Consider the following 25,728-nt stretch of genomic DNA (forward strand, 5'->3'; position numbering starts at 1 on the left):
AAAAATTTTGTGTATCTGTCCTCTATTTTTTTCTTCTCTTACTAATGGATTAGGACTATACAATGCATTATCAACAATTCTTAAAACTATAGTTCGATATGGGCTACCTTACTTTTTGGGGCGAATTTATTTTCAAAATTTCTTATGATTGTGTCAAATTGCCATCAGCATTTTTATCAGTGGATTAATTTATCTTCCTCTATGTTTATTTGAGATCAGAATGAGTCCAAGACTCCATCTGATGGTGTATGGCTAATATGCTGATAGCTTTGCTCAAATTGTTCGTCATGAAGGACTTAGACCGACAGTCTTTATGGCACATGGTCTTGAAGTAGGAATATGGATGATGACTGCAACATTAATTGAAATTTGGTTGTGGGAAACAAAAGTTATCAAGAAAGTAGGTCTTATCTCTATTACTTGATTAGTGAGAGCATTAGGAATGACATTTGTATTGCTTAAGTCTACCGCAGCTTATGTTTATTTAACTTACGGTTGCATTATCTTGTTCATAGCTAAATCGTTTCGTAGTAAAGTAGCCTTGTTAAGTTTGATCATAGGAATATCAGGGTATCTATTTTTTAGCATCCACTGGTAAGTCGAGAAAAAAACGGTTCAGTGTTTTTCTCGACTTACCAGTCTGGTTGGAGAGAATAGAACAGGCTCTTTAGTATTTCGGTTAGAGAACGAAAAAATCCTAGTCAAAAAAACATTAGAAAGACAGACATTTGGGTAAGAAAAATTTGGTAGGAATCGTGTTTATGTAGAAAACTGTAAATGACAATTAATTGATGCTTTAATAACAGATAGCTTATGGATTATTACTTATGGAGTTAATTGAATTTTAGGACTAGTTAGTCTATACACTTCCTTCTTTTTTTCTTTCCGTATTGATCTTTACCTTAAAACACTATCTTGCTAAATTATAGTTGACTCCCCAAGTAGCGCCGGCAGCAGTTTTATCAGTTGTACTTGTTCTATTGATGTCAGATTCTACATTAGATGCTATATTTAACCAAGTTTTTTATTTAACTAAGTTTTACAACAATTTGTGGAGTAATTGTCAGTCTAGTAATATAAGATACACGAACAAAACGACAACACAAACAAATTTCAGTTCTACCAAACTCGTTATCTCAAACTGAGACTTTAAGAGGAGGGAATAAGTAACAGGGAATGGAGGACAGATTTAAACGTCTTATTTTTTTGATTAGGCTAATAATTGTTCTACTTTCCTATTCCAATTAAGTAATAATTATTTATATTTCTTTTTTTGAGTATAGTTCTACTCTTTCAGATAAAACTGGACAAGTTTCGTTTTTTATTTGCCGCATTTTTCATTACACTGAAAAACTTGATACATTCCCTCCTATATTGTCTTCAGTATTTTTTTGCGATGGGAGCTCAAATTAAGACAGTACTTATTTTAATCCATTAAACATACCATATACTACATACTTAAGAATAATCAAAGTAAAAAAATAGCGCTTTTTGCCAAAAAAGTATTAAGTATATAAAATAATTAATGTCTGATATTGTTTTGATTTTCTTCTCTTAACCGTTCCAGTTCCCTGTTTATTGTCCCTGGTTTCTGACTATCAGTTTACCATCCAAAATTTGATAGAACCCAAATTTCAAATGAATACACAAGTCAAAAAATAAGCCCATATGAAATTAAGTTAAAAAAAATTTATATTTTCTAAAGTCAGCCAGAATATAGCTACTATACTTTACTCGATATACTGTTTTTTTTCTTATCTTGTAAATTCCATAAACTGCAAGTAATCTTTATACAAGCATTAGAACTTATAGTTTTCACGTACATTTCAAATAAATTTACTAAATGTAAATTAAATCTAAATTTTGTGTACAGAAATTGCAGAAAAATACTAGTTATTAAATTTAACTCATAGTAACTTTTTTAAAAAAGTTACTATGAGTTAAGTAAATTTGACTCTTGCATTTGCTTTAATAAGTCTTCCAGAGTTTTTGCTGGTTCTAAACAAACTAATCCTTGACAAAGTAGCCCGATAGAATTTCTAGGAAAATCATTACCAACACGATAAACTGTAGTAGGAAAATATTGGGAACTTAATTGTTTTAAAACCTCCGAGTTAGTTCTTACTAAACGGCCAAAGCGGTACCAGTCTAGGGCTAAAAATAAACTTGGACAAGCTTTAGGGGATTGACTTAGAACGCAACTAAATGCCTGTAGTCCTTGTTCGGCGCGATTAAGATATTCTAAGTTATCTGTAAGTCTAGCTAAACGCACTAAATTGCTTAAAGCAATACCATTGGCGGAAGGAGTAGCATTATCAATATAATTCCGTTCACGGACTAATAAATCTTCACTATTATCAGAGGCGTTATTAAAGTAACCTCCCATTTCTGTACTCCAGAAAAACTCATCGAATTCTTTTTGAACAGTGATAGCTTTTTCTAGCCATTGAGTTTGGCCAGGATTTGCCGTTTGTAAGTCCAATAATGCTTTTATAAACAAAGCATAGTCTTCTGACTGAGCTAATACAGAGGGTTTACCACCATAGTTAAGACGATTTAATCGTTTCTCTTTCCATTGTTCATTCAGAATAAACTCAGTAGCTTTGATAGCTAATTCCCAATACAAAGGTTCTCCAAAAACCCCATAAGCCCTAGCCAACCCTGAAATCATTAAACTATTCCAAGCAACGATCATTTTAGTATCTGTTACAGGAGGAATGCGTCCTGTCCAGGATTTTATTTTGACTTCTTCTTTACTTTTCGCTGGAGGAAAAGTAATCAAATCTTCTCTGGAGTTTCCATAACGTAATGTGAACAATTGATCTAATATTCTTTCTAGACCTTCTGAAAACACTCCTTTTTGACGAAGTTGTAAAACATTTTTTCCCTCAAAATTTCCTTGTGGAGTAATGGAAAATGCTTTTGCTAACGCTTCTAATTCTCCCGAAGTTAAACTATCCTGTAACTGTTGATAACTCCAGACATAAAAAGCTCCTTCTTCAAGTTTTTCGTCTTGGGGAGTGGTGAAATTATCTGCATCTTGAGATGCGTAAAAATAGCCTTCGGGGGCAGTCATTTCTCGTTGTAACCATTCCACCGTGCGCGTAATCGCTCGTTTAAAAGCTGGTTCTGTTCTGCCTTGACTCCAAAGATTAGCTAAATATTCAATAATTTGTCCATTGTCATAAAGCATTTTTTCAAAATGGGGAACTGTCCAAGTTTGATCTACGGTATAACGATGGAAACCACCTCCTACATGGTCATAAATTCCCCCTAAGGATAAATCTTCTCCCCTTTGATTAGCAAAGGCTTTACACTCTTCTTGAGAGTTCCAAGCAAACCGACTCCCTTGTAAAGCAACATTTGCATATGGAATCATGGGAAAACAGGGATGGTTAACATTTCGCGAACTAACCTTAATAATCTTCGTATTGATAGTAATTCCCTGACAAAAAAGCTCATTATTGAGTAATTCTGTTTCATTTGACGGAAGAATAGCTGAACTTTGTAGGGCAGTCAGAATCTCCTGTTTAAAATTATTTAGTTTTTCGGTTTCTACATCATAAAAACGGCGAATTGACTGTAAAACCTGCAAAAAACCGGGGCGGCCGTAACGAGGCTCCACTGGAAAATAAGTCCCCCCATAGAAAGGAACCATATCACCCGGCGTTAAAAAAATATTGAGTGGCCATCCCCCTTGTAACCCCATCATCTGAACTGCTTGCATATAAATTCTGTCCAGATCAGGACGTTCTTCTCGGTCTACTTTAATAGACAGAAAGTTATTATTAAGATAATCCGCGATTACTTTATCAGAAAAGGCTTCTCCTTCCATCACCGTACACCAGTGACAGCTAGAATAGCCTATTGAAAGAAAAATTGGTTTATTTTGTTTTTTAGCTGTTGAAAGAGCTTCCTCGCACCAATACCACCAGTTTATGGGGTTATCTGCGTGTTTACGTAAGTAAAGACTTTGAGCCGTGGCCAGACGGTTAGACATAAAAATTAAATGATCGCGTATTTTTTCTTCAACAGTTTAACTGAAATTTCAGGAGAGTCTTTTAGTAAAATCTATTCAGCTAAAAATATGCTCGATATACTCGATATAGTTTAGGTAAAGAGATTACAAAAAGTCAATTCGTTCAATTCGTCAGAATTCATTCCTATAATCTCTATTTATGCTAACTTTGTGGTACTCCTATACAGAGACGGAACTCAATACTCATTAATAAGGTCAACGAATTACGTCAAGTGTGATTGCCAAATCTAATCGTTCAAACAACCATAATAAACAATAGGTTATTTTAAAAAGCCATGAAAAAATTGAACTTACTCCTAGGACTTGCAACTCTAGCAAGCGTTACTTTTCCCAGTCTGATGCCTTTTAATATTTCTGTTCAAGCTGCAACCTTTGAAGAACAGACTATTCAACAAAATAACGTTGTTGCGGTTGCCAGACCTTATGGACAGGGAAAATACGATCTGTTAATTATAGAACAAATCCCTGATAAACAGGCTTGTTGGACTGAAAATAGCTCTAATCCCATTCTAGTGGAGCCTCTTTTGCTAAAATTTGACTTTACGGGAATTTGTCGTCGCGCTACTGATAGTAATGGCTACTCTATCCGGGTCGACGGAAACGACTTAGGATTGGATTACCTCTTGCGTTTAGTTCCCCGTGATGGTGAGTTAGTACTAGTAGGAACTCCAAGAAGTAGTAATTACCAGGAAATAGTTGTCGGTAGCACCAAAGGACTTGCTTCTGGGTTTATGAAAGTGATTCTAAATCCTGGATGGCAATTTTCCAAACGGGCCTATCAAGGAAAAGTGTTAGGTCACTTTTATTTAAGCGGATCTCAAGCAGCGATAACTGGAGAAATAGAAGCAACTGAAACCGCAATTAATCCTAAATCAAGAACGACCTCAGTAGCGAATACCAACTTGGAAAGTGTCTTTACAGATATTAACAATAATGTCTATAAGTCCGAAGTTGAACAAGCAGCCGACATGAAAATTATGACTGGTTTTGAAGACAATACCTTCCGTCCTCGAGAGGCTATTACCCGTGAACAACTGATTGTCATGGCCGTTGACGCTCTTGGCAAGGTTGCTAATGTAGACTTAGAGACACAACCCCAACAGGACATTGTCACTTTCAAAGATGTGTCAGGTGATCGCTGGAGTGCAAAAAAAATCAAATGGGCACAGTGGAATTTTCTAAATGTTGGTAATCCTAATAATGCTCTTCGACCAACTGAGTCCATCACCCGCGCTGAATTAATTGATACTATGCGTCGTGTAACCATTTACTTAAAAAAACAACTCAATTTACCTAAGGAAATTCAACAAAATCAAAAACCAGTTCAGTTTTCTGACATTTCTGGTAATTGGGCAGAAAGTGTGGTTAGCCAAATGTCGGGTTATTGTGGTGTTGCTAGTCCTCTTAACGAAGAGGGAATCGAGTTTGCCCCTGATCGCAAAGCTACCCGTGATTACACGGCAGCGGTTCTAGTACGGGTACTTGAGTGTATCCAATCCGAGTCGAAACAAGCTAATAACATCACTGAAAAATCAAAATTTTTGTTTTAACCTAATGTTAAAGAGGAAAAGATTCTCCTTTTCTTTTCCTCTGATTGTTTATTTCTAAATTGAGAAAGCGAGTAGGTTGAATATCGTAGTTCTCAGTTTTAAGTTAAATAGCAAGAGATACCTTACTCCTTGAGGGCGAAAATCTATTAACTATTTTAGATAACTTTTCCATCAGGAATGGTAGCATTTTTAAGAACAACCACAATACCATTACGAATATAGAAGCCCTCGTCTTCACGATTAGATTCTTCGACTTGCTCTTTATTTACAATAGTGACATTGCGGCCAATCCGCGCATTTTTATCTACGATTGCCCGTCTGATGGTACTGTATTCTCCAATGCCTATAGGAATCTCACCTTGCTGTTTATGAGTCTGTCTGATGTCTAAAGACTCATAATAATCTGCTCCCATCAGCATGGTATCTTCTACTGTACAATTGGATTCAATTCTTGAACGAATTCCTAGGATGGAATTGTGAATACGGCAGTCTTTGATAATACAACCTTCACTAATCATTGATTCAGTGATATTACAATTAAGAATCTTTGTTGGGGGTAAAGAACGGCCACGGGTATAGACTGGAACTTTTTCATGGTAGAAGCTAAAAGATGGGTTTGGCTGGCGATTGAGAGCTAAATTAGCTTCATAAAATGCTTCAATAGTTCCAATATCTTCCCAATATCCCTTAAATAAATAAGCCTGTAGATTATAATCTTTAGCAGAGAAAGGGATAATTTCCTTGCCAAAGTCCGTTTGTTCCGGATTTTTCTGTAAGAGTGTAGCTAAGACCTCTTTTTTAAAGACATAAATCCCCATAGAAGCAATGTATGGACTTTCTTTGGCTTGTTCTTCGTTCAATCCTAGAATAGTTGTATTAACTTCCATCTGTTTTAGTTCTTCTCCTTTGGGTTTCTCACTGAAATCAATCACGCGGCCATGATTATCGATTTTCATTAAACCAAAACTGGAAGCCCGTTTCTTGTCAATGGGAACTACCGAAAGAGTAATATCAGCGTTAGTATCCCGATGTCGTTGGATAAAATCACTGTAATCCATCCGATAAAGATGGTCTCCAGATAGAATCAAATACTCGTCAATATCCCATTCTTGAAATGCCCAAATATACTGACGTACTGCATCTGCAGTTCCTTGGAACCATTTGGGGTTTTTTGGCGTTTGTTGTGCAGCTAATACCTCCACAAATCCATGACTAAATCCCGAAAAACTGTAAGTTCTGGTGATGTGACGGTTGAGGGAAGCAGAGTTAAATTGGGTTAAAACATAGATTTTAAGAATTTCCGAGTTAATACAATTGCTCACTGGAATATCAATTAGACGGTATTTACCTGCTAGGGGAACAGCAGGTTTAGCCCGCAACTTAGTGAGGGGATAAAGCCGTGTACCTGCTCCGCCACCAAGTATAATTGCTAAAACTTTTTTCACAAGAAAACCTCGCTATTGCCTATTACAATTCTTTTAGTCAAGTGTAGGACTGTAGGGGACATCTGGGAAGCAAACTTCAGATATCCATTTATAAGGGATTATCTACCCCCTCTTATTACTAGGATTAAGGGCAAATTAAAATCTTGAAACATAAGTTTTTGTATTACTTTAGTAAGCAGTATATGAGTTGTATTAAAAAATATAAATTACGGCTAGCCACTATAAACCAATATTAAACGCCATGAATTCGTCCATTTATTCACAAGGTTGGGTAATATTGAGTTGAAGGACAATTCTATCAATAGCGCGAACTAGAGAAGAACCCGAAACCCGAGGATTATTGACGAGAATGCTAAAGACTACCTTTCCAAAATCGGGATGGTTCATATAACCTGACAAAGCCCTAACCCCTCGTAAAGTCCCTGTTTTAGCATAAACTTTGCCTTGGGCAGGGGTTCCTTTCATGCGATTTCTTAAGGTTCCACTTATTCCAGCAATAGGTAAAGAGGAATAGAAAACATCCTTATCTGGAGCATAATACATTGCCCTTAGAGTCATTATTAATGACCTAGGAGTGGCAAGATTGCGGCGAGATAATCCCGAGCCATCAGCTTGACGGAAACTATTAGGATTAACTCCCATTTGCGCCAAGGCTGATTTAGCAGCGGCTGCCCCTCCAATGTGACTCAGAAGGGTATCAGCATAATAATTATTACTTCTAACGTTGGTAACTTTAATCCAATCTTGTAAGGATTTAGACTTAATTTTAGATTGGGGATTTAATTTTTGCAGGGCAGCGGCAGTGGTAAATAATTTAATATTAGAGGCAGGAATAAAAAATTTATCGGCGTTATGACTATATAAAGTGGTTTCTTCCTCGAGTTTTTCCACTAGAATTCCCCAGTTAGCCCGATAGCTACCCATAATACTAGCGATAGCTGGTTCAATTAAAGTTACACAGGTTCCCGACGTTCTTGGTTCAGGTTGGGGAACATAAATTTCGATGGACTGTTGCCCCTGAAAATAATCAGTTGTGGTAATGGAGTTAGTTTCGTCAGCAATAGATGAAGTTCCCCAAGTAAGGGAAATCGTCGCTAAAATAGCGAGATACTGAGAGTAAAAACCAATTCGTTTCATGAGTTTATCGTTGTTTGTTAACTACCTGTTACACCAAGATCGATGTTGATTAACTATTAACTAATCAATTTAAGTTAATAGTTAATCAAAATATGATCAAGATAAAATATTTTTTGCTCAGAAAAATATACTTTTCGTTTGGTTGGTATTACCAGAACTTAGTAAACGACAACACCTGTTACCCCAATAACTTAAACATAGGGGATTCCACTTAATTCAGGAAATGTAAGTAAAACTTTCGAGTATTTTAGCCAGAAAAGTCAGGGTCAAGCCTCAAAAAATTTGAATCATTGAACTTTCTTCCTATTCAGATATTTGGGAAGTCCTGAACTTAGGTTAGCCTAGAAGAGGTCGAAACCCATGTTTTAAAGAAGCTTCGCCAATTTGTTCCATTTTGCTAACGGTGATTTGATTACGACCCCAAGAAAAATTGGTGTGCCAGCCTTCAAACTCCAATATAATCCCCTCGGCAAAACAGGCAAACATTTGGCGAGAAGGAATATCCATGTTGACAATTTCCATGATTTTCCAGTTTATATCAAGAGAATGCTCAACAATTCCCCCCTTAAAAATATGAACATCGGGATGTTTAATTTTAGTTCCTAAATTTTTGGGATATCCGCCATCTATAACAATAGCAGGCTTTTTCAAAATCTCAGGGTCTATTTCCATCCCTTTGGGCATACTGGCTACCCAAACAATGATGTCAGCTTGAGGCAATGCTTCTTCTAGCCCCACAATTTTGCCTCGTCCCAATTCTTCTCGTAGTGTTTGTAATCGTTTTTGATTTCGAGCAATTAACAATAATTCAGCTACATCAGTTTTTTGATCTAACCAACGACAGACTGCACTTCCAATGTCACCTGTTGCCCCACACACAGCAACCGTTGCCCGTGATAAGTCAATACTAAGTTGGGCTGATGCTTGTTCAAGCTGGCGACAGACAATATAGGCGGTGTGAGTATTGCCTGTGGTAAAGCGTTCAAATTCTAACTCCACATTGCGGACTTGCTTGTTATCTTTAAGGTTGAATTCTTCAAAAATAATTGAAGAAAATCCTCCCAATGCAGTGATATTAATGTGTGACTTTTGGGCTAAAGCCATGGCATTTAGAATCTTACGAATAGCAGCTTTAATCCGTCTATTAGTAAGCATTTCTGGCAGGAAACAAGATTCTATGTATTTTCCCTCGATGGTTTGTTTCGTGAGACTAGTGACATGAAAATTATCAACAATTTGTGGTGGAGCTGAACACCAAAAATCAAGACCTTGATTGGCGTATTCAGAGTAGCCGAGAGCATGAGCAACGGCTTGAGCGTGTTCCAAACTGGTAAGATGACCGATCAGACCAAACATTGATTGTTTTTAGGTTAAACTATGCTTATGAGAAGCAGGAAATAAAGAGGACAGGATTTAGATAATATTTAAGACTGTTAACAATATTACATAAAAATACCCTTATTGGAGAGGAACAACTTATCAAATTTTTGAGAAAGAAAATTTAAACTCATAAAGTGTTGTGTTTAGTGTCTAAATTTCCGTAGTTGTCCGTTTAATCAGCCGTCTAACCAAAGTTTGAGTGCCGGTGTGTTCGTAATAATTGGTGGTTATGTCCATAAAAACGGCAAAATAAGCTAATTTATCCTCTGAATTTTTAATAAAATGACTCAAATTATGAAATTAAGTATTCAGGACTTAATTGAGTCTCGTTATTCGACAAATATTGATATCTACTTTTAACCGAATCAAAGCTACTTCCAATAAAATCGAGTTGGTTACTGGGTTTAACCTCCAGGTATTAGCCTTTTCATTTTTTTAGATCTAATTACTATTGAGTTCTTTCGAGTACAGATTCTCCAAACTCTGTTGAACCTTAATAATGAAATCAAGCCTTAGTGAATTAAAGTATCAATACAAACCAATATTACCGCTTATATTAATGATTTACTATTATATTTTCCTAAAAATACAACAAAAGACTTAATACTATTAATTTGAAAGAAGACCACTAATTTGGCCACTGATTTTAACGCTAAATCCAAAGTTTAGTTTTTATCTAGATTTAGAATGATTCAGTTTAAAAAGCTCAGAAACGAAACTTTTTCCCAGGATTAAATTTTTATAGCCGAGTTTAGAGCTCACTTTCGGTAAAGGAGAGATCACGACACAACACTTTCATGTGGAAACGATTAGCGGCTAAAATTGCTATCGAACTACTTCTTTGTTTAAAGAAAAGATAAACATCAATTTTGTGAGAACTATGCTTATATTTAGTAACTTCATTGAAATTATTCAAAATATCTGAAATCGCCATCACTGTCATTTCTTGACCATCTCTTTTAAATGTTACCTAAGTAAAGCCTTTTTTATTTTTGGTATCTACCCTCTCGTAACTGTCATCAGCAGAGGAAAGAATTGATTTAAGCTTTTTTCCGTGACAGATTTACGTATAATAGTACTTACTCTCCGTTAACTACCTTCTTATTGTGCTGCATTAAATCTTAAAAGAGCTTGAGTTATACAAGTCGTTAGAAAGAAAAGTATGGAGATTAATAGAATGACGATCATTTTGTAAAATTGCAAAAATATTCTACCCATCCTTAAAAAGAGTTAATAGTTTAGTAAAGTCTGTGTATAAATTAGTACGAAGTCTAATTTATACAGTCAACAATTTTCTTATGGTAAATAACTAAATATATCTACTAGGTTAATTAACCTGTAAAAACAAACCTGATTGCTTAAATTAATTGTATGCATACATTGTTCTGTAACATAAGATATTTGACAATGTTAAAATTTTAAAAATTAAGTAAAATACTTTTCTAAAAAGTAGCTTAATTAGTTCTTTGTAATTCAGAATTAGTAGTTTAACTTAATAGAAAATTATGTTTTTTCTGATTCTTACTAAAAAATAGGAGAATAAATCAATATCCTCAACTCAAACGTCTCTGCAGAAAAAATTTGTGGTATAAGGATCAATAAAACTTGTCATGGTTTAATTTTTTAAACGTAACGACAGTTGAGGATAAGTTACTCTTAACCTCTGCAAAATTTCGATTAGAGATAATCCATATTTAATAATTATGTAATCGTTGTACACAACGATAGAAACTATCTTAGCTAAAATTAAAACAGTCATAGGAGTGAAAAGGACAGTGAATAATCACCTATTATAGGGAGTTAATAAAAAAATAGAGGATAATTTCTCATTCAATTATTGTCTAATTTTTTTATTTTTAATTTATAGTAAGTATCTAATATTTTTGTTCATTTCATATGACTGCCTATAATAGGGTTTGTTTCAGATAAAAGCATTATTTTAGCTCTATCGATTGCTTGATTACAGATTAAATTTTTATCTATATAAACACCATTACTAATATTTTCGAGATATACACTAAAAATATTTTTTATCGTTTTCTAGTCCTTAATTTATATATTTTCTTAGCCAAGAAGAACAATTAAGAAAAATAAAAATAAGATAGAATACAAAAATTTAAAACTTTTTCTCACTATTTTTCCAAGCAAATCTTCGTAAAGTAATGATACTGTGTAACTAAAACTCTTAATCGACATCAGCTGTAAACTTCTGTAAAAGGTTTATCATTACTGGTTAGTGTAATTCTCCGATAGACAAGAATATAGTTTATTTAACTCTGTTTTTTAGTTATTTTTGTTTTAATGAAGAAAATAAATCTAATTTTTAGTGAATTAGATTTTAGCACAGAACTATCCTTTTATCTTAAAGAGATAGTAATAGCTTGATACACTATCAAATTACCCAATAAAGTCCTTCTTTTAAAGAGGTTAATTTCTTGATCTGTTCCTATCTAATCCAACACCTTACCATTTCTTGTTTAAAGTTTATGGAAGTAGCTAGAGACTTCAATATGAAGAATAAGTACTCTGCTACTTGACTATCTCCTATTAGTTTTAAAATTAAAATATTTTGCTAAAAAACTCATTCAATTCTCTTGCAAAAGAAGAGTTTAATTTAATTAGCTATGTCAATTTTGTTATTAAATTTATATTATATAATTACCGCAATTACGGCTTACTTAATGATAATCTAGTATAAGCTTTTAAAGCTATTTTTAAAAAGTTATTTAGATGTTATTCTTTAAAGTTATTAAAAGTTTTTATGATGATTGCGTAGATCTTAGAAAGATATTTTTTAATTACATCAATTGCTGTTAAAATAACTATTTATGTCAGAAAAGCAATCTTATAAAAAATACAACCAGCAGTCAAAATTTAATTAATCGCTTACTTAAGGCTGCAATATCTATAAGGTTCCTTATTAGCTAAATTTGTGACAGCTATCCTAAAAGAAAAGTTATTTTAGGATAGTTTAAATTACCTTATATTAAGTTCTATAACACCAACAAATTTTAAAACTAGTATTTTCATCTTCAAGAAAATTAAGTAAAATAGTGATTGCCTTTTTTTCTGGTTTTAAGAATGGGTTAGTTATTTTTTTTAAATCCAATATTTCTTCATATAAGAAATTACATGACTAAAATTAGTTTTTATTGTCAATTATGTTTTCTTAATACTTGCTCCTAACAAAGTTACTATAAATGTAAATTTACAAAAGTTGCCTTCACCATGTCAGAAATAATAGCTTGAGTTTTTAATTAATTAAAAAATATATAATAGTCAACAATTACTATTTTTTCAAAAAATAGTAATTAGATAGCATTTTCGGTAATGACCCTGCTGTTTTTTTAAACTATGCGGATGAAAATATATTTCAATATCAACTATATCAACAAATAATATAAAACTTTTAATAAAAGTTTTATATTATTTGTTTTACTACTAATATTCTTGTCTATATTTTCTGTTTAGAAAATTCCTTTTTAAGAGATAATTAATAAACGATAAATATTTCTATATATTCTATTTAAAGTTAAGTATAAACTAATCAAATTAGAGCTGGCTCGATTTCTTGTGTATCTTCTCTAAATCACTGATAATTAATAATCAGTCTTTCATCAAAAGTCCTGTGTCTAACCAGAAAAAAGTTTCTCGTTCTCTATTTGATATTGCAAGTATTGTTGCCCTAGCTACCCTCATTAGTAAAGTCTTTGGTCTAGTCCGAGAACAAGTGATTGCCGCGGCTTATGGAGTAAGTTCGGTAGTTAATGCTTATGCCTATGCCTACGTTATTCCAGGTTTTCTCTTAATTCTTTTAGGAGGGATAAATGGACCATTTCATAGTGCCTTAGTTAGTGTTCTTGCTAAACGGAACAAGTCTGAAGCCGCGTCTCTTGTAGAAACGGTAACTACCTTAGTAAGCATTATTTTGCTGGTAACTACCATCATCTTGATTATCTTTGCGGGGACATTTATTGACATCCTAGCCCCAGGCTTAGAAGAACAAACTAGGACGATTGCAGTTCAACAATTACAAATTATGGCTCCCTTAGCTCTCCTAGCAGGACTCATTGGTATTGGGTTTGGCACTCTCAATGCAGCGAATCACTATTGGCTACCCAGTATTAGTCCTCTATTTTCTAGTTTGGCAATTGTGATCAGTGTAGGGATTTTTACCTGGTCAGTGGGAGCTCAAGTCAACTCCCCTCAATATATTCAGTTAGGGGGAATGGTTTTAGCCGGAGGAACCCTTGTCGGCGGAACCTTACAGTGGGTTGTTCAATTAATCACCCAAAGTCGTGCTGGGATGGGAAAGTTGCGCTTGCGTTTTGATTGGCGTATTCCAGGAGTGATGGATGTGATAAGGGTTATAGGACCTGCTACCCTCTCATCAGGAATGTTGCATGTTAATGTCTATACTGATCTCTTTTTTGCGTCATTTATTCAAAATGCCGCAGCTGCCATGCGGTATGCTAATTTTGTTGCACTAACACCTTTGGGAATCATTTCTAACATGATTTTAGTTCCCTTTTTACCTGTTTTTTCTCGTTTAACAACTCCGGAAAATTGGACAGAATTAAAGTTGAGAATTCGTCAAGGACTATTCTTAGCCGCTTTAACGATGCTCCCTTTGACAGCTACTTTTATTGCCCTTGCTCCTTTAATTATTAAAGTTATTTATCAACGGGGAGCTTTCAAGTCAACCGATGTAGATATTGTTGTTCCGGTTTTGATGGCTTATGGATTGGGAATGTTCTTTTACTTAGGTAGGGACATTTTAGTTAGAGTATTTTATGCTTTAGGAGATGGGGAAACTCCTTTTAAGGTGAGTGTTTTTAATATTTTCCTTAACGGATTACTTGATTTTTTATCATATAAATCTTTTGGTACTTCAGGGTTAGTATTGGCTACCATTGGGGTAAATATTACGTCGATGATGATATTTTTATGGATTTTAAATCGCCGTCTTCATGGTTTACCATTAAAAGAATGGGGTCTTTCTTTATTAGGATTGACAGCAATTAGTTGTATAGCTGGCGCAGGAAGTTGGGGAATTAGTTTAGCTTGGGAACAAGTATTAGGAAGTAATAATCTATTGCTGCAATTGTTACAATTAACCCTAGCGTTAGGAGTCGCCTTTGGTCTCTTTATTATTCTGTCTATGCAATTAAAACTGCCTGAAGTTGACATCTTAATCTCTCGTATCCGTCATAAGCTTAATAAAGCTTAATAATAGACCAAAAAAGAGCTAATAAACTAATTTTTTTCTAATTTCTTTGGAGAAAATCCTTTAATTGAGGAGTAATTTTGAAATATTCAGCTAATACACCTCAAAAAATTTTTGATAACCTGGGTGGGCTATGTTAACTTTTGTAATCAACTGAGCAATTACTAGTTTCAAAAAGCATCAGCCCACCTGATAATTGCTAAACCAAAAGAGAACTTAGTGTTCTATTCATCAGTTTACTCATCTTTATCTTGACTCTCGTTACTATTGCTGTTCTGATTACCAGCATGATTTCTACCTCGAGGCGAAAATCGAGAAGATTTCTGACGAAACTGACGAGCATAAGCTTGATTCCGTTCAGCTTTCTCTTTTTTTAGATTACGACGCTTAGCCACTATGATTTCCTCAGTAATTTAGATAGTATGGTCATAAAGAAGCTGCTCTAAAAATTAACTTTAGTTGACTTCGACCAAGTGTTGATGGATTAAAGATAGAAAGTTTAGATCCGAATAGTTTCTGCGACCTCCCCCGCCATATAAGCTTTTGCTGTTTTCATTAGGTCTAGTTTTATTAACCTCAAGTTGTTGCCTCCCCCAACTCAGCCCCATCAAGCTGAGTGATCACAGCATCTTCTTTTTCTTACAATTAGCCATTTTAAAAAAGTTTAACCTCTGCATTCTTTGAGTTTCACAGTCTGTGAGAAGATAAACATGTTTTACAGCTTCATATTCAGTGAAGAATTGCTGTATATCTTTTTAAGCAATCTCTCTTGCGAGATTACTTAAGAAGACTGACATAGGATGATCTCCTTAATCAGATATTGTGCAGAAATACAAGATAAAACCCTGGGGAACAGCCTGCCAACGATTAATCTGGAGGAAACTTAACCAATAATGAAAACAAACTTAATCACCGATCTTTATTTCCGTTATTAGACCACATCCTAGCACTTTCTGCTAACTTAAAGCAAATTTTTAATGTCTCCTTATGTGTCACTATAGTTTTTATTATTTGCTATTATGATTATTCTTAATAACATAACAAATTTTTTTAAAAAATTAGCAAAATTATCCTGCATACATAAAATTACGAACCATTTTCTAATTTTTTTAGTTAAAATAAAAGTAAAGTAATTAATTATGCTGAGTAATAATTGTTTTATTAGTGGTAATATCCGTTTTTGGGCTTTAAAAAATAGCTCATCTCTTAGTTTAGGAACCAATACAATGTCTTTTAAAGAAAAGTGATAAACACAATAAAATTAAAAAACTGTCAATTGAGTATTTCTAAACTTTTTTTTAGGGAACTTTATCTTCCCATAAGGTAGGAATTGTAATAGAATATTTATGGCGAAGATAATCCCAATAACATAATCCGCAATTAATAGAAATACAATACAAATGCCAGAAAATAAATTATCTCAAAAACAGTTAATTTTTTTGTTAGAAACAACTGCTCGACAACTAGATAGGGTTGTAGAGATACTCAAAAGAACATCCCCTCATAAATTTCCGACCACAAACACTGTAGAAACTTTAGTAAAGACTACTCAGATGATCGTCGAAGATCTTGAACCTTCCTCTATGCTTGAAGTTGACCTCTCAACCTCACATGAAAAAATCACCGCAGAATTGGACAAATTAACTGAGTCTGAAATCCCAAAACTATCATTAATTCCTGTTGCTGATTTTAGGGGTTTTACTAGATTTCAAACTTGGCAGGATAACTTCTTAAGAGCATTTCGCTTGATTTTACCCTCTAGTTGGAATAATAACCTATCTGATTGGGCAATTATCACGATTATCGTCAGTGTACTAATTTTAATCTTATCTACCTCAATTTTGTTATTCCCTCGACTTTTAACTCCTTTAGCGAAGAATCCGTCTATAACTTCTAAACCAAAAGTTGTAGCCATTTCCCCTCCATTAAAATCTCCTAAAACACCTCAATCTATAGAAATGCTCCAATCTCCTGAACCCAGATTTACTCCAGAACAAAATTTGATCGAGGCGATTCGACATGACATCATTGAGTTGACAAATCAATATCCAGAAGAGTTAATAGGTTTGATTGAAGCTAATTTCAACGCAAGTTGTTTGATGGTAACGTTAAAGAGACAATGGTATCAATTAACACCGAAAAAACAAGATACGTTAGCCAATAATATTTTTAGACATTCTCAACATTTAAATTTCCGTAAGTTAAAAATGATTGATTCTCAAGGAAATTTAATTGCCCGTAGTCCAGTAGTGGGAAATAAAATCGTTGTTTTTCGTAGAGAAAATTAACTAGTTGATTTAAAGTCTTTAATTAAATTTTATTTAGAAAATAAAACACGAATGGTAGATTCAATTTTATATCAAGAGAATGTTTTTATTGTTCTCGAAGCAAATGAATTAGAACAAATTTTTACTCCCCAAGAGTTATTAGAAAAGCTCAAGAAAATTCTATTAATTCGCCAAGATGATTTACCTAGGGAATTGAAGAAATTGACTTCAATTGATGAACAGGCAGAGTATTTAAAAAATAATTTTTGTGAGCTTGAAATGGAACCTGATAATTATTTGCAATGGTATGCAATTCGCTTAGAAAAATAATTATGCTGATTGCCACCTCTAGCAAATTTATGATCAGGAAACAAAAATTCACTTAATCGAGTCCCAAGATTTTAGTCATTGTTAATCAATAACGAATCAATGCATGTTTCGGGTAAGTTTTTACTATTTACAATCTTTTTCGCAAGTTCCTTTCTCATTCCTCCTGTCATCACTCTTGATGGATGTCATGACGTTGTTTGGTCCGCTGATATTAAATCCTTTGGTGAAGATGGACAAAATGGTCAATCTGGACAAACTGGTCAAAACAATAAAAATAGTGATGATCTCACTCTATTTGCTGATGGTTCCCCTCTCACCTTAAACTTGGCTGGTTTTGATGGGGAAAAGGGAAAAGATGGTCAAGATGGGGAAGCCGCTAACTGCAAGTCCCAACCAGTTGATGTCTCCTACAATCTTCAAGCACCTAGTGGAGGTAATGGAGGTAATGGTGGTAACGGAGGAGATGGTGGTAACGGAGGGTCTTTAACCATCTACACCACTGATATCACTAATCTTGAGCAAATTTATGTCAATGCGGCAGGAGGTCAAGGAGGAAAATTTGGACTTGGTGGTAGAGGTGGTCAGGCTTGTCAGTGCAACAATTCCTATTGGAGTCTAGAAACTTGTACAGGAAACCCTGGTGATTCTGATTATCGCTGTACGACTCGTGAGTTTCGCTGTCAAGACGGAAGACAGGGGTCTAATGGTGTAAGTGGGCTTAGGGGACGCGATGGAGTTGTTGGAAAGTTAACTTTAATTAATTTTGATAAGCCTTTAGAACCAGATGAGTCTGCTGCAACTGTAACAATGGCTACACTCAAGAAAAAGGGTTATCTTCTCTCAAAAGATAAATGGGAAACTCGTAACGGCGCAATGGCTTTATTTTCTCCTGGCTCAATTATTGATGATCAATATTTAGCTCTTACTGAGCGTATAGAACAGTCATTTTTGTTGGTATGGAATGCTCCCCAAGAGTTCTCTAAGTTTGCGAACCAAAAAGTAACTTTAGGATTAGAAGAAACTCAAAAAATTAAGGTTAATATTCCAGATAATCTTTGGATTGAAGCAACAACTCAACAACAAAATAAGCTAACTCAGTTTATTATTTATAATGCAATTCGTGCTGAAGATGCGACACAATTAGGGAGTGCACAATTATCTGGTAGTCAAAGCAATCTTCAGTTGACTTTAATTGATAAAGGACAACAATCTGATTTAATTGCCACTAAATTTAAAATTATTTACAGAACAACCCGTTCTGATGCTCGTTTTCGTTCTGTTTCTGATTATATTACTCGATATGAGGGAGAAATTCCTGAGGAATTGGTAACACTTGATGATAACAAGTTCACTATTGCAATTGGACAGCTACCGATTAAAGCTAATGAGTTTGAATCAGGGTTAGGAGTAGAAATTAAAATCTTAGCTCTTCGCTCTTTTGCTGGTCATTCTGCGAAGCAAGTCATTACAGTTAAAGACATACTCAAACCGTTTTAATAATAGACAAAACTTAAAGAGAATTATTCCCTAATAATAACAAAGAGTATTATTGTCAAATATAAAGAGAACAAAAGTAGAAGGGAAAAACAATAGAAAATTGTAACTTTAGGGTACTTTCATCTCAATACTATTGCCATAAATACTTCACAGACGTAAAATAGAAGCGGTAACTAGCGAAAGGTTTGAGATTGATATTAAGAACCAAGAACTTCTATTTAGTCTAAATTCATCTAATCACTCAAAATTTATCCCTTAATCTGATGAATGCGACAAAAGAATAATCAATAACTAGGAAAATAAATTTAAAGTAAACTAGATTTTTAGCATATTATTAGATAATTCAAAATATATTTATGCCTACTCTACATGGAAGTTGGATTAACAAACAGGATAAAAGTTTTTTATTTATTTGGGGGGAAACTTGGCGAAGTAATTATTCTAGTTTAGATATTAAAAAATCAATTAATTTACATATTTTTCTTCTAAATGAATTAGAACTAATTGATTTATTAAAATCTAAAAACTTAGAATTTACTACTAAAATAGAAGAAACATGGACTAGTCAAATTATTAATTTACCTAGTACTACAATTCAAAACCAAAATATTGATGTTCCTTATTTATCTTCTCAATTAGAGTCAAGTGACTTTAACACTTCTAAAAAATCTCTCTTTCTAAAAAGTTGGGAAATACAAGGTTTTTGTTTAAATGACATAGAAGCTATCAACTTTTTTAGACAATTACCCTTAGGTTTTTCAGATAACTACGAAAATTATTTAGGTGAAGACTTAAGGTTTTGGACTCATATTTATCGATGGAGCCTCGATTTATTAGCCAGGGGAAAATTCTTGCCAGGACTTACCTCTTTAAAGGAGAATAATCCTCAAAGTCAGTGGTTCCTAATACTAGATAGTACTATTGATCAAACTAGACTTTCTAAATTTAGTAACCTGATGCCAACTGGATGCTTAGCTTACTTCAAAGAGCTTGAATCAGAGGTAGATATCAAAGCAAATTCTTTAAAATCACAACAATTAATTTTAGATTTTCTCGGAAATATTATTAATATTTATATACGTTCATTTTCCAAGTCTAATACCCTCCTAAATCAAGATGCATTAATTCAACGATGGTTAAAATCTTTAACAGCAATAAATCCTAGTTTTACAGCTTCCGAAAATGATATTCAAAGACTAGAAAATGCTTTATATAATTGGAGTTTATCTATTCAAGAATACTTAGTCACTTCAACCAATATAACCTTGGGAGTCAATCAATTTAGAGTGTGTTTTTATCTAGAACCTCCTAACTCAAAAGCTATAAAGTTAGCCGATACTTACTGGAATTTAAAATATTACTTACAAGCCTTAGATGATAGAGAAGTTTTGGTAGATGCTCAAACTATCTGGGAACATCCTGTTGAACAATTATTATGGGGAGAAAGAATTATTAAAAAGCCCCAAGAAACTTTATTAAAGGGATTAGGATTAGCTTCCCGCCTCTATTCCCCTATTGCAGAAAGTTTAGAAGAAAGTCAACCTTTACGTTGTCAACTTAATCTCATTCAGGTCTATGAATTTATTAAGTCGAGTGCAACAATCTTAGAAGATAATGGACTAGCTGTTATCTTACCTTCTAGTTTAGCTAGAGGAAAAGAAGAGAAACGATTAGGAATTAGTATTGAGGCTGAAGTTAAATCAAAAAAAGGAGAACGTTTAAGCCTACAAAGTTTACTAAACTATAAACTAAAATTAGTAATTAGTCAAAAAAAAATCTCCCAAAAAGAGTTTGAAAAATTGTTAGATCAGAAATCTCCTTTAGTAGAAATTAATGGTGAATGGATAATCTTACAACCGTCTGATATTCAGGCGGCGAGGACAGTTTTAAATAACTCCTATAATTCACTTAAATTATCAGTCAAAGATGCTTTACGCTTCAGTATAGGCGATGAAAAAGTGATTTCTAAACTTCCTATTATTGATTTTAAAGCATCTGGAATTTTACAAGAATTAATTAATAATTTTACAAATAATCAATCGATTGAAATAATCAATAATCATCCAGAATTGAAAGGAGAATTACGTCCTTATCAAGAAAGGGGCGTTAGCTGGTTAGCTTTTCTTGAACAATGGGGATTAGGAGCTTGTTTAGCGGATGATATGGGACTAGGAAAAACACCTCAGTTGCTTGCATTTTTACTCCATTTAAAAGCAAAAGAGATGTTGAGAAACCCAGTATTAGTAGTCTGTCCAACTTCTGTGTTAAATAACTGGGAGCGAGAAGTTCAGAAATTTTCTCCTACTTTATCAACTTTGATTCATCATGGAGAAAAACGAAAGAAAGGAAAGTCTTTTGCTAAGGCAGTAAAAAATAAACATTTAGTAATCACAAGTTATCCTCTCGTTTATCGAGATACTGAAACCTTAGAAAAAGTTGAGTGGAAAGGACTAGTTTTAGATGAAGCTCAAAATATTAAAAATCCCCAAGCTAAGCAATCTCAGGCAGTTCGTAGATTAAAAACCGAGTTTCGAGTTGCTTTAACAGGAACACCTGTAGAAAATCGCTTGTCAGAATTATGGTCAATTTTAGATTTTTTAAACCCAGGACTTTTAGGAAACCAGCAATTTTTTCAGCGTCGTTTTGCCGAACCGATTGAAAAATATGGAGATCGAGAGTCTTTACAAATCTTACGGTCATTGGTGCGTCCTTTTATTTTAAGACGCTTAAAAAGCGACCGAGATATTATCCAGGATTTTCCAGAAAAACAAGAAATGAATGTATTTTGTGGGTTATCCCCCGAACAAGGTAGACTCTATCAAGAATTAGTGGATAATTCTATTCAAGAACTTGATGATAAAGCCGGAATTCAACGTCAAGGAATAATTTTTTCATTACTAATAAAACTTAAGCAAATTTGTAATCATCCAGCACATTTTTTAAAAGAGAAACAACTCAGAATGCCTGAGCGTTCTGGTAAACTTATGAGGTTAGAAGCGATGTTAGAGGAATTGATCGAAGAAGATAATCGCGCTTTAATTTTTACCCAATTTGCTGAGTGGGGAAAACTATTACAACCTTACTTACAAAAAAGATTTTCTCAAGATGTTCTCTTTTTATACGGTGCAACTCGTCGAGAGAAACGGCAAGAGATGATTGATCGCTTTCAAAATGATCCCAATGGGCCTGCCATTTTTATTCTCTCCTTAAAAGCAGGAGGAACCGGATTAAATTTAACTCGTGCTAATCATGTTTTTCATGTTGATCGTTGGTGGAATCCTGCAGTAGAAAACCAAGCAACAGATAGAGCATTTCGCATCGGACAAAAACGAAATGTACAAATTCATAAATTTATTTGTACAGGTACATTAGAAGAGAAAATTAATGATTTACTAGAAAGTAAAAAACAATTAGCAGAACAAACCGTTGACGCAGGAGAAAATTGGCTAACCAAATTAGACACTGAGCAATTAAGAACTTTATTATTGCTTGATAGTAAAGCAATTCTTGATGAAGAGTAGATAGTAAATAATTTCGATCACATTTCTGTATTTATAAAATATTTAATTTACTTAAATAAAGCTAAAAGTATCTCTTGCTAAGGGTGACTTTTATTGAAAGTTTAATTTTGATAGAAGCCAAACTTTTGGAATTTTACAATAAAATCAAAATAAGAGTTTTGAAAGTTATGCCAAATCCGATAGCCATACTTTCTCAAAAAATCATAGAAAATTTAATGAATGATAATGGGTTAAATTTTCTATGATTTCTTCTCCAATTTTATTAATTATTTTTAAATACTCATTTGAGCTGATAAACGTTCTATGCTAATTCTTTAACATTAAGATTTTTTTCTTTTTACTATGAAACTATCTGCGATAATTTTTTATCAATAAAATTTTTAAAAATAACACCATTTTTTTTAAAATACTTGCCAATTAAGTTCAGCTATTTTAGCTTAATTTTTAAATGAAAAAACTATAATTAGTCCACCAGATCGATAGATATATTACTATTCATAACCCTGGGTCACCATAGCAGTTAATTTTGATTAAATCAAAATTAAAATAGTTTTTTAAAATTAAATATTAATTAATCTAAATTAATAGTAAGTAAATTTTTTTTAAATACTAATTATATAATCTAAGGTACATATTTTTAGTGTGAACAACCTCATTTTAGTCGATTACTTATATAAACAAGATTTCAAGAAAATAAATATATTCTATGTATTTAGCTTAATTTTACTTTTATTTTTTAGTTGGATAAAATTTGCTTTTAGGTATAAATAGAATATCCTTGAATTATAATGCTCATAATCAATTAACATAAACTCTATAAAATTACATTTTTTGTAAGACTATTTTTTATTTACTATCTTTTAAGGAAGTCTTTATTTTCTTCCTTGCGGATTTGTAAAAATTATTTAATTGAACATTAACTTAATTTTTAATAAAAAATATATTTATAACTGCTTAAGCTGATCACGTTAATCGATTGATAGTCTTATTGTAAAGGTTTTTAAGAGCTAAACTAACCTCTTCAATATTGAAGTAAAAATCTATTTTCTCTAAGTTACTAGTTATTTAACTATTTATATGTTTAGTTTTTCTAATTAATAGAATCACTACTTCATCTAAATCAACTATTATTACATAATAGCTTCTTTGTTTTTTCTATCAATTTTAAATTAAGTTTTATCGTACATTTTTCTAAAAAAAACTACTATATAAATTTATTTAGATATTTATTCCATATCATTTAACAATGATTAATCTTGGATATACAGTCTCCTTTACTCAAAGTAAATGTCTAACAGTCAATTTATTTTTTTGAGAAAAGTTACTAGTAATTTAGCGACAATAAATCTTAATTTATATTAAATATTTTTTAAAAATTTTATCTATACGTTAAGGCTAAAAAATTAGCTAATTAGTTGGTTTAACAAATAAATTAATGATTAATAATTAAAATTTGTCTTTATATATTTTATTTTTATAAAACCAGTTTACTCACTTTAGAAAATTATTTCAAGTGAGTAAACTAAAAGTATGTTTCTAAATCAAAGTGCCCGTATTGTTTTATTATATTGGATTATAAAACAATATTTAAAGTTTATTTGAAAAATATCTGAATTTTTTTCAGAAAAAGCAAAATTTGTTTATAAAAAAAAATTAAGAAGATTGCTTAATAACTTTTTTAAATCCTAAATTATCTAAATCATTTATATATTTTTAGGAGTATCCTTGATAGACAAAAGTACCTAAACTAGAGTAAAATCAACTATCTAAGTAATTGTTGAAATACAATGAACTTACCAGTTGACATTATAAAGATAATTAATCAGGAATATAAGCTGAGTCAAAGCTAGTATATAACTATTGAGTCCGTACTTGTACTGAATAATATAAGCTAAATAACTAATTACCATACACACGATACCAGCCACTCAAGGCAAAATTTTGTTTTTTTTTAAAAATGATCAAATTTTAGACAAAAATCTCTTATTTATTATTTTTTGATAAAATTAATCTTTTTACCAATTTAAAGTTATGCTACATAATTGACTAATCTCTCACCAACTTTAATTAGGGGGAGTTCGAGCTAACCTATGAAAACTTGGATTAAAGATAAAATTCCTCGAGTTTCACCAGAAGCTCTAGATAAATTGCGCCAGGAACTCCTAGAAGAAGCCAAACTCGAGACTAATTTTCTAGTTTTGACCTTCAGTTCTTGTATTATTGCCAGTTTGGGGCTATTAATGAATAGTGCTGCTGTAATTATAGGAGCAATGTTGATTGCACCACTAATGTTACCATTAAGAGCATTGGCACTCGGTGCACTGGATACAAACGGGAAACTTTTAGAAACTAGCTTATTAACTCTAAGTGTAGGTACTCTGACATCCATCCTGATATCAGGACTAGTGGGAGGATTGTTTGGGGTCCCTGCAGCTTCTTTTGGGGGAGAAATCTTAGCACGGACTCAACCCAACCTAGCTGATTTAGGAGTAGCAGTGATGGCTGGAGGGATTAGTGGGTTTGCCAAAATTCAACGTAAAATCAGCGACGCGCTGGCGGGGACTGCAATTTCAGTGGCTTTGATGCCTCCATTATGTGTGGTAGGTATTGCCCTGTCTCAACAAGACTGGCAACTCAGTAGTGGCTCCTTTCTTCTATATTTAACCAATTTATTAGGGATTACCCTCTCTTCTCTATTTATTTTTACCTTAGGGGGATACTACCTCAATTATAGCCGTACAGGGAAAGCGTTAGGAGGATTTTTCGTCATGACAGGACTTCTAATTTTTCCTTTGTTTATAAGTTTTTGGAATCTTATTCAAGAAGAACGATTTGAAGCTGATATAAAAAAAATTCTTCAGAATCAAACAATTACTGTCGGTCAACAAACGGAACTAATTAAATTTGAGGTTCAATGGACTAGAGCTCCTTGGAGTAAAAAAAGGCCTACCGTATTTTTAACTGTTCAAGAAAATGCGGACAATCCCGTTACCCCGAATCAAGTTCGCTTAGTAGAAACTTTACTTGAACGCTCCTTGGGAAAAAAATTTAAGCTAGTTTTCCTAGCGAGTGAATTACGAGAAGTGCGTGCTGATCAAGAAAAGGAACTCTCTCCATACTTCCTTTTTGATCCCCTTCCTCCTCCATTAATGCCTCGAAATGAACGTAATTCATCATCCTCTTTTTTTACTCCTTCATTTCGAGTTGACGAGGATCTCGAAACGCCCCTCTTTCCTTCGGATTAGTCCGCTAATCAAGATTTAATCTGTCATAGAACCTTAATCTATTACTTAAAGTAACTAGAGGAGATAAGGCAATATTTAAGTCTTAACTAT

At 33.2% G+C, this 25,728-nt stretch carries 13 protein-coding genes; 7 read left to right on the plus strand and 6 right to left on the minus strand.

The annotated features are described in order from the left end of the window. Positions 1-1,933 precede the first annotated feature (1,933 nt). The gene (locus P3F56_RS00710) at positions 1,934-4,000 is read right to left on the minus strand and encodes a thioredoxin domain-containing protein (protein ID WP_281152863.1); all 2,067 of its coding nucleotides are present in this window, start codon (positions 3,998-4,000) and stop codon (positions 1,934-1,936) included. Positions 4,001-4,314: 314 nt separating this feature from the next. Here P3F56_RS00710 and P3F56_RS00715 point away from each other — a divergent pair, with 314 nt between their 5' ends. After that, a complete protein-coding gene (locus tag P3F56_RS00715) occupies positions 4,315-5,589 on the plus strand; it encodes a DUF3747 domain-containing protein (protein ID WP_281152864.1) in 1,275 nt (424 codons plus the stop codon). A 155-nt stretch (positions 5,590-5,744) separates the two neighbouring features. Here the strand turns inward: P3F56_RS00715 and P3F56_RS00720 are convergent, their stop codons facing one another. From P3F56_RS00720 to P3F56_RS00735, 4 genes are all read right to left on the minus strand, one after another. Continuing rightward, positions 5,745-7,034, minus strand: a complete 1,290-nt coding sequence (locus P3F56_RS00720) for a glucose-1-phosphate adenylyltransferase (RefSeq protein ID WP_281152865.1) — start codon at positions 7,032-7,034, stop codon at positions 5,745-5,747. A gap of 255 nt (positions 7,035-7,289) precedes the next feature. Then, a complete protein-coding gene (gene dacB / locus P3F56_RS00725; RefSeq protein ID WP_281152866.1) occupies positions 7,290-8,171 on the minus strand; it encodes a D-alanyl-D-alanine carboxypeptidase/D-alanyl-D-alanine endopeptidase in 882 nt (293 codons plus the stop codon). 336 nt (positions 8,172-8,507) lie between these two features. Continuing rightward, positions 8,508-9,527 (minus strand): long-chain acyl-[acyl-carrier-protein] reductase, encoded by a 1,020-nt coding sequence (locus P3F56_RS00730; RefSeq protein ID WP_281152867.1) that lies wholly within the window; start codon positions 9,525-9,527, stop codon positions 8,508-8,510. 775 nt (positions 9,528-10,302) lie between these two features. After that, on the minus strand, positions 10,303-10,485 hold the full coding sequence (locus tag P3F56_RS00735; RefSeq protein WP_281152868.1) for a hypothetical protein: 183 nt from the start codon (positions 10,483-10,485) through the stop codon (positions 10,303-10,305). A 2,694-nt stretch (positions 10,486-13,179) separates the two neighbouring features. Between P3F56_RS00735 and murJ the strand changes: the two genes are divergently transcribed. After that, the gene (gene murJ / locus P3F56_RS00740) at positions 13,180-14,781 is read left to right on the plus strand and encodes a murein biosynthesis integral membrane protein MurJ (RefSeq protein WP_281152869.1); all 1,602 of its coding nucleotides are present in this window, start codon (positions 13,180-13,182) and stop codon (positions 14,779-14,781) included. Positions 14,782-15,014: 233 nt separating this feature from the next. On the opposite strand, the gene P3F56_RS00745 is transcribed toward murJ, so the two are convergent. Beyond that, positions 15,015-15,173: a hypothetical protein gene (locus P3F56_RS00745; RefSeq protein ID WP_281152870.1), complete on the minus strand. Its 159-nt coding sequence runs from the start codon at positions 15,171-15,173 to the stop codon at positions 15,015-15,017. Positions 15,174-16,178: 1,005 nt separating this feature from the next. Here P3F56_RS00745 and P3F56_RS00750 point away from each other — a divergent pair. The 5 genes from P3F56_RS00750 to P3F56_RS00770 all read left to right on the plus strand — a co-directional run bounded on the left by P3F56_RS00750 (position 16,179) and on the right by P3F56_RS00770 (position 25,638). Next, positions 16,179-17,066, plus strand: a complete 888-nt coding sequence (locus P3F56_RS00750) for a hypothetical protein (protein WP_281152871.1) — start codon at positions 16,179-16,181, stop codon at positions 17,064-17,066. A 51-nt stretch (positions 17,067-17,117) separates the two neighbouring features. Next, positions 17,118-17,375, plus strand: coding sequence for a chlororespiratory reduction protein 7 (locus P3F56_RS00755; protein WP_281152872.1), 258 nt, complete (start codon positions 17,118-17,120; stop codon positions 17,373-17,375). A 99-nt stretch (positions 17,376-17,474) separates the two neighbouring features. Then, the gene (locus P3F56_RS00760; RefSeq protein WP_281152873.1) at positions 17,475-18,872 is read left to right on the plus strand and encodes a collagen-like protein; all 1,398 of its coding nucleotides are present in this window, start codon (positions 17,475-17,477) and stop codon (positions 18,870-18,872) included. 356 nt (positions 18,873-19,228) lie between these two features. Further along, a complete protein-coding gene (locus P3F56_RS00765) occupies positions 19,229-22,393 on the plus strand; it encodes a DEAD/DEAH box helicase (RefSeq protein ID WP_281152874.1) in 3,165 nt (1,054 codons plus the stop codon). 2,090 nt (positions 22,394-24,483) lie between these two features. After that, positions 24,484-25,638, plus strand: coding sequence for a DUF389 domain-containing protein (locus P3F56_RS00770; RefSeq protein WP_281152875.1), 1,155 nt, complete (start codon positions 24,484-24,486; stop codon positions 25,636-25,638). Positions 25,639-25,728 lie beyond the last annotated feature (90 nt).

It is taken from the genome of cyanobacterium endosymbiont of Epithemia clementina EcSB, from assembly GCF_029919255.1.
In the GTDB taxonomy this organism is placed as follows: Bacteria; Cyanobacteriota; Cyanobacteriia; order Cyanobacteriales; family Microcystaceae; genus Rippkaea.

Coding starts and splice junctions, on each gene's coding strand:
- P3F56_RS00715 (WP_281152864.1), top strand. CDS start 4,315: ATGAAAAAATTGAACTTACTCCTAGGACTTGCAACTCTAGCAAGCGTT.
- dacB (WP_281152866.1), bottom strand. CDS start 8,171: ATGAAACGAATTGGTTTTTACTCTCAGTATCTCGCTATTTTAGCGACG.
- P3F56_RS00730 (WP_281152867.1), bottom strand. CDS start 9,527: ATGTTTGGTCTGATCGGTCATCTTACCAGTTTGGAACACGCTCAAGCC.
- P3F56_RS00750 (WP_281152871.1), top strand. CDS start 16,179: ATGCCAGAAAATAAATTATCTCAAAAACAGTTAATTTTTTTGTTAGAA.
- P3F56_RS00735 (WP_281152868.1), bottom strand. CDS start 10,485: ATGGCGATTTCAGATATTTTGAATAATTTCAATGAAGTTACTAAATAT.
- P3F56_RS00765 (WP_281152874.1), top strand. CDS start 19,229: ATGCCTACTCTACATGGAAGTTGGATTAACAAACAGGATAAAAGTTTT.
- P3F56_RS00760 (WP_281152873.1), top strand. CDS start 17,475: ATGCATGTTTCGGGTAAGTTTTTACTATTTACAATCTTTTTCGCAAGT.
- P3F56_RS00710 (WP_281152863.1), bottom strand. CDS start 4,000: ATGTCTAACCGTCTGGCCACGGCTCAAAGTCTTTACTTACGTAAACAC.
- P3F56_RS00770 (WP_281152875.1), top strand. CDS start 24,484: ATGAAAACTTGGATTAAAGATAAAATTCCTCGAGTTTCACCAGAAGCT.
- P3F56_RS00755 (WP_281152872.1), top strand. CDS start 17,118: ATGGTAGATTCAATTTTATATCAAGAGAATGTTTTTATTGTTCTCGAA.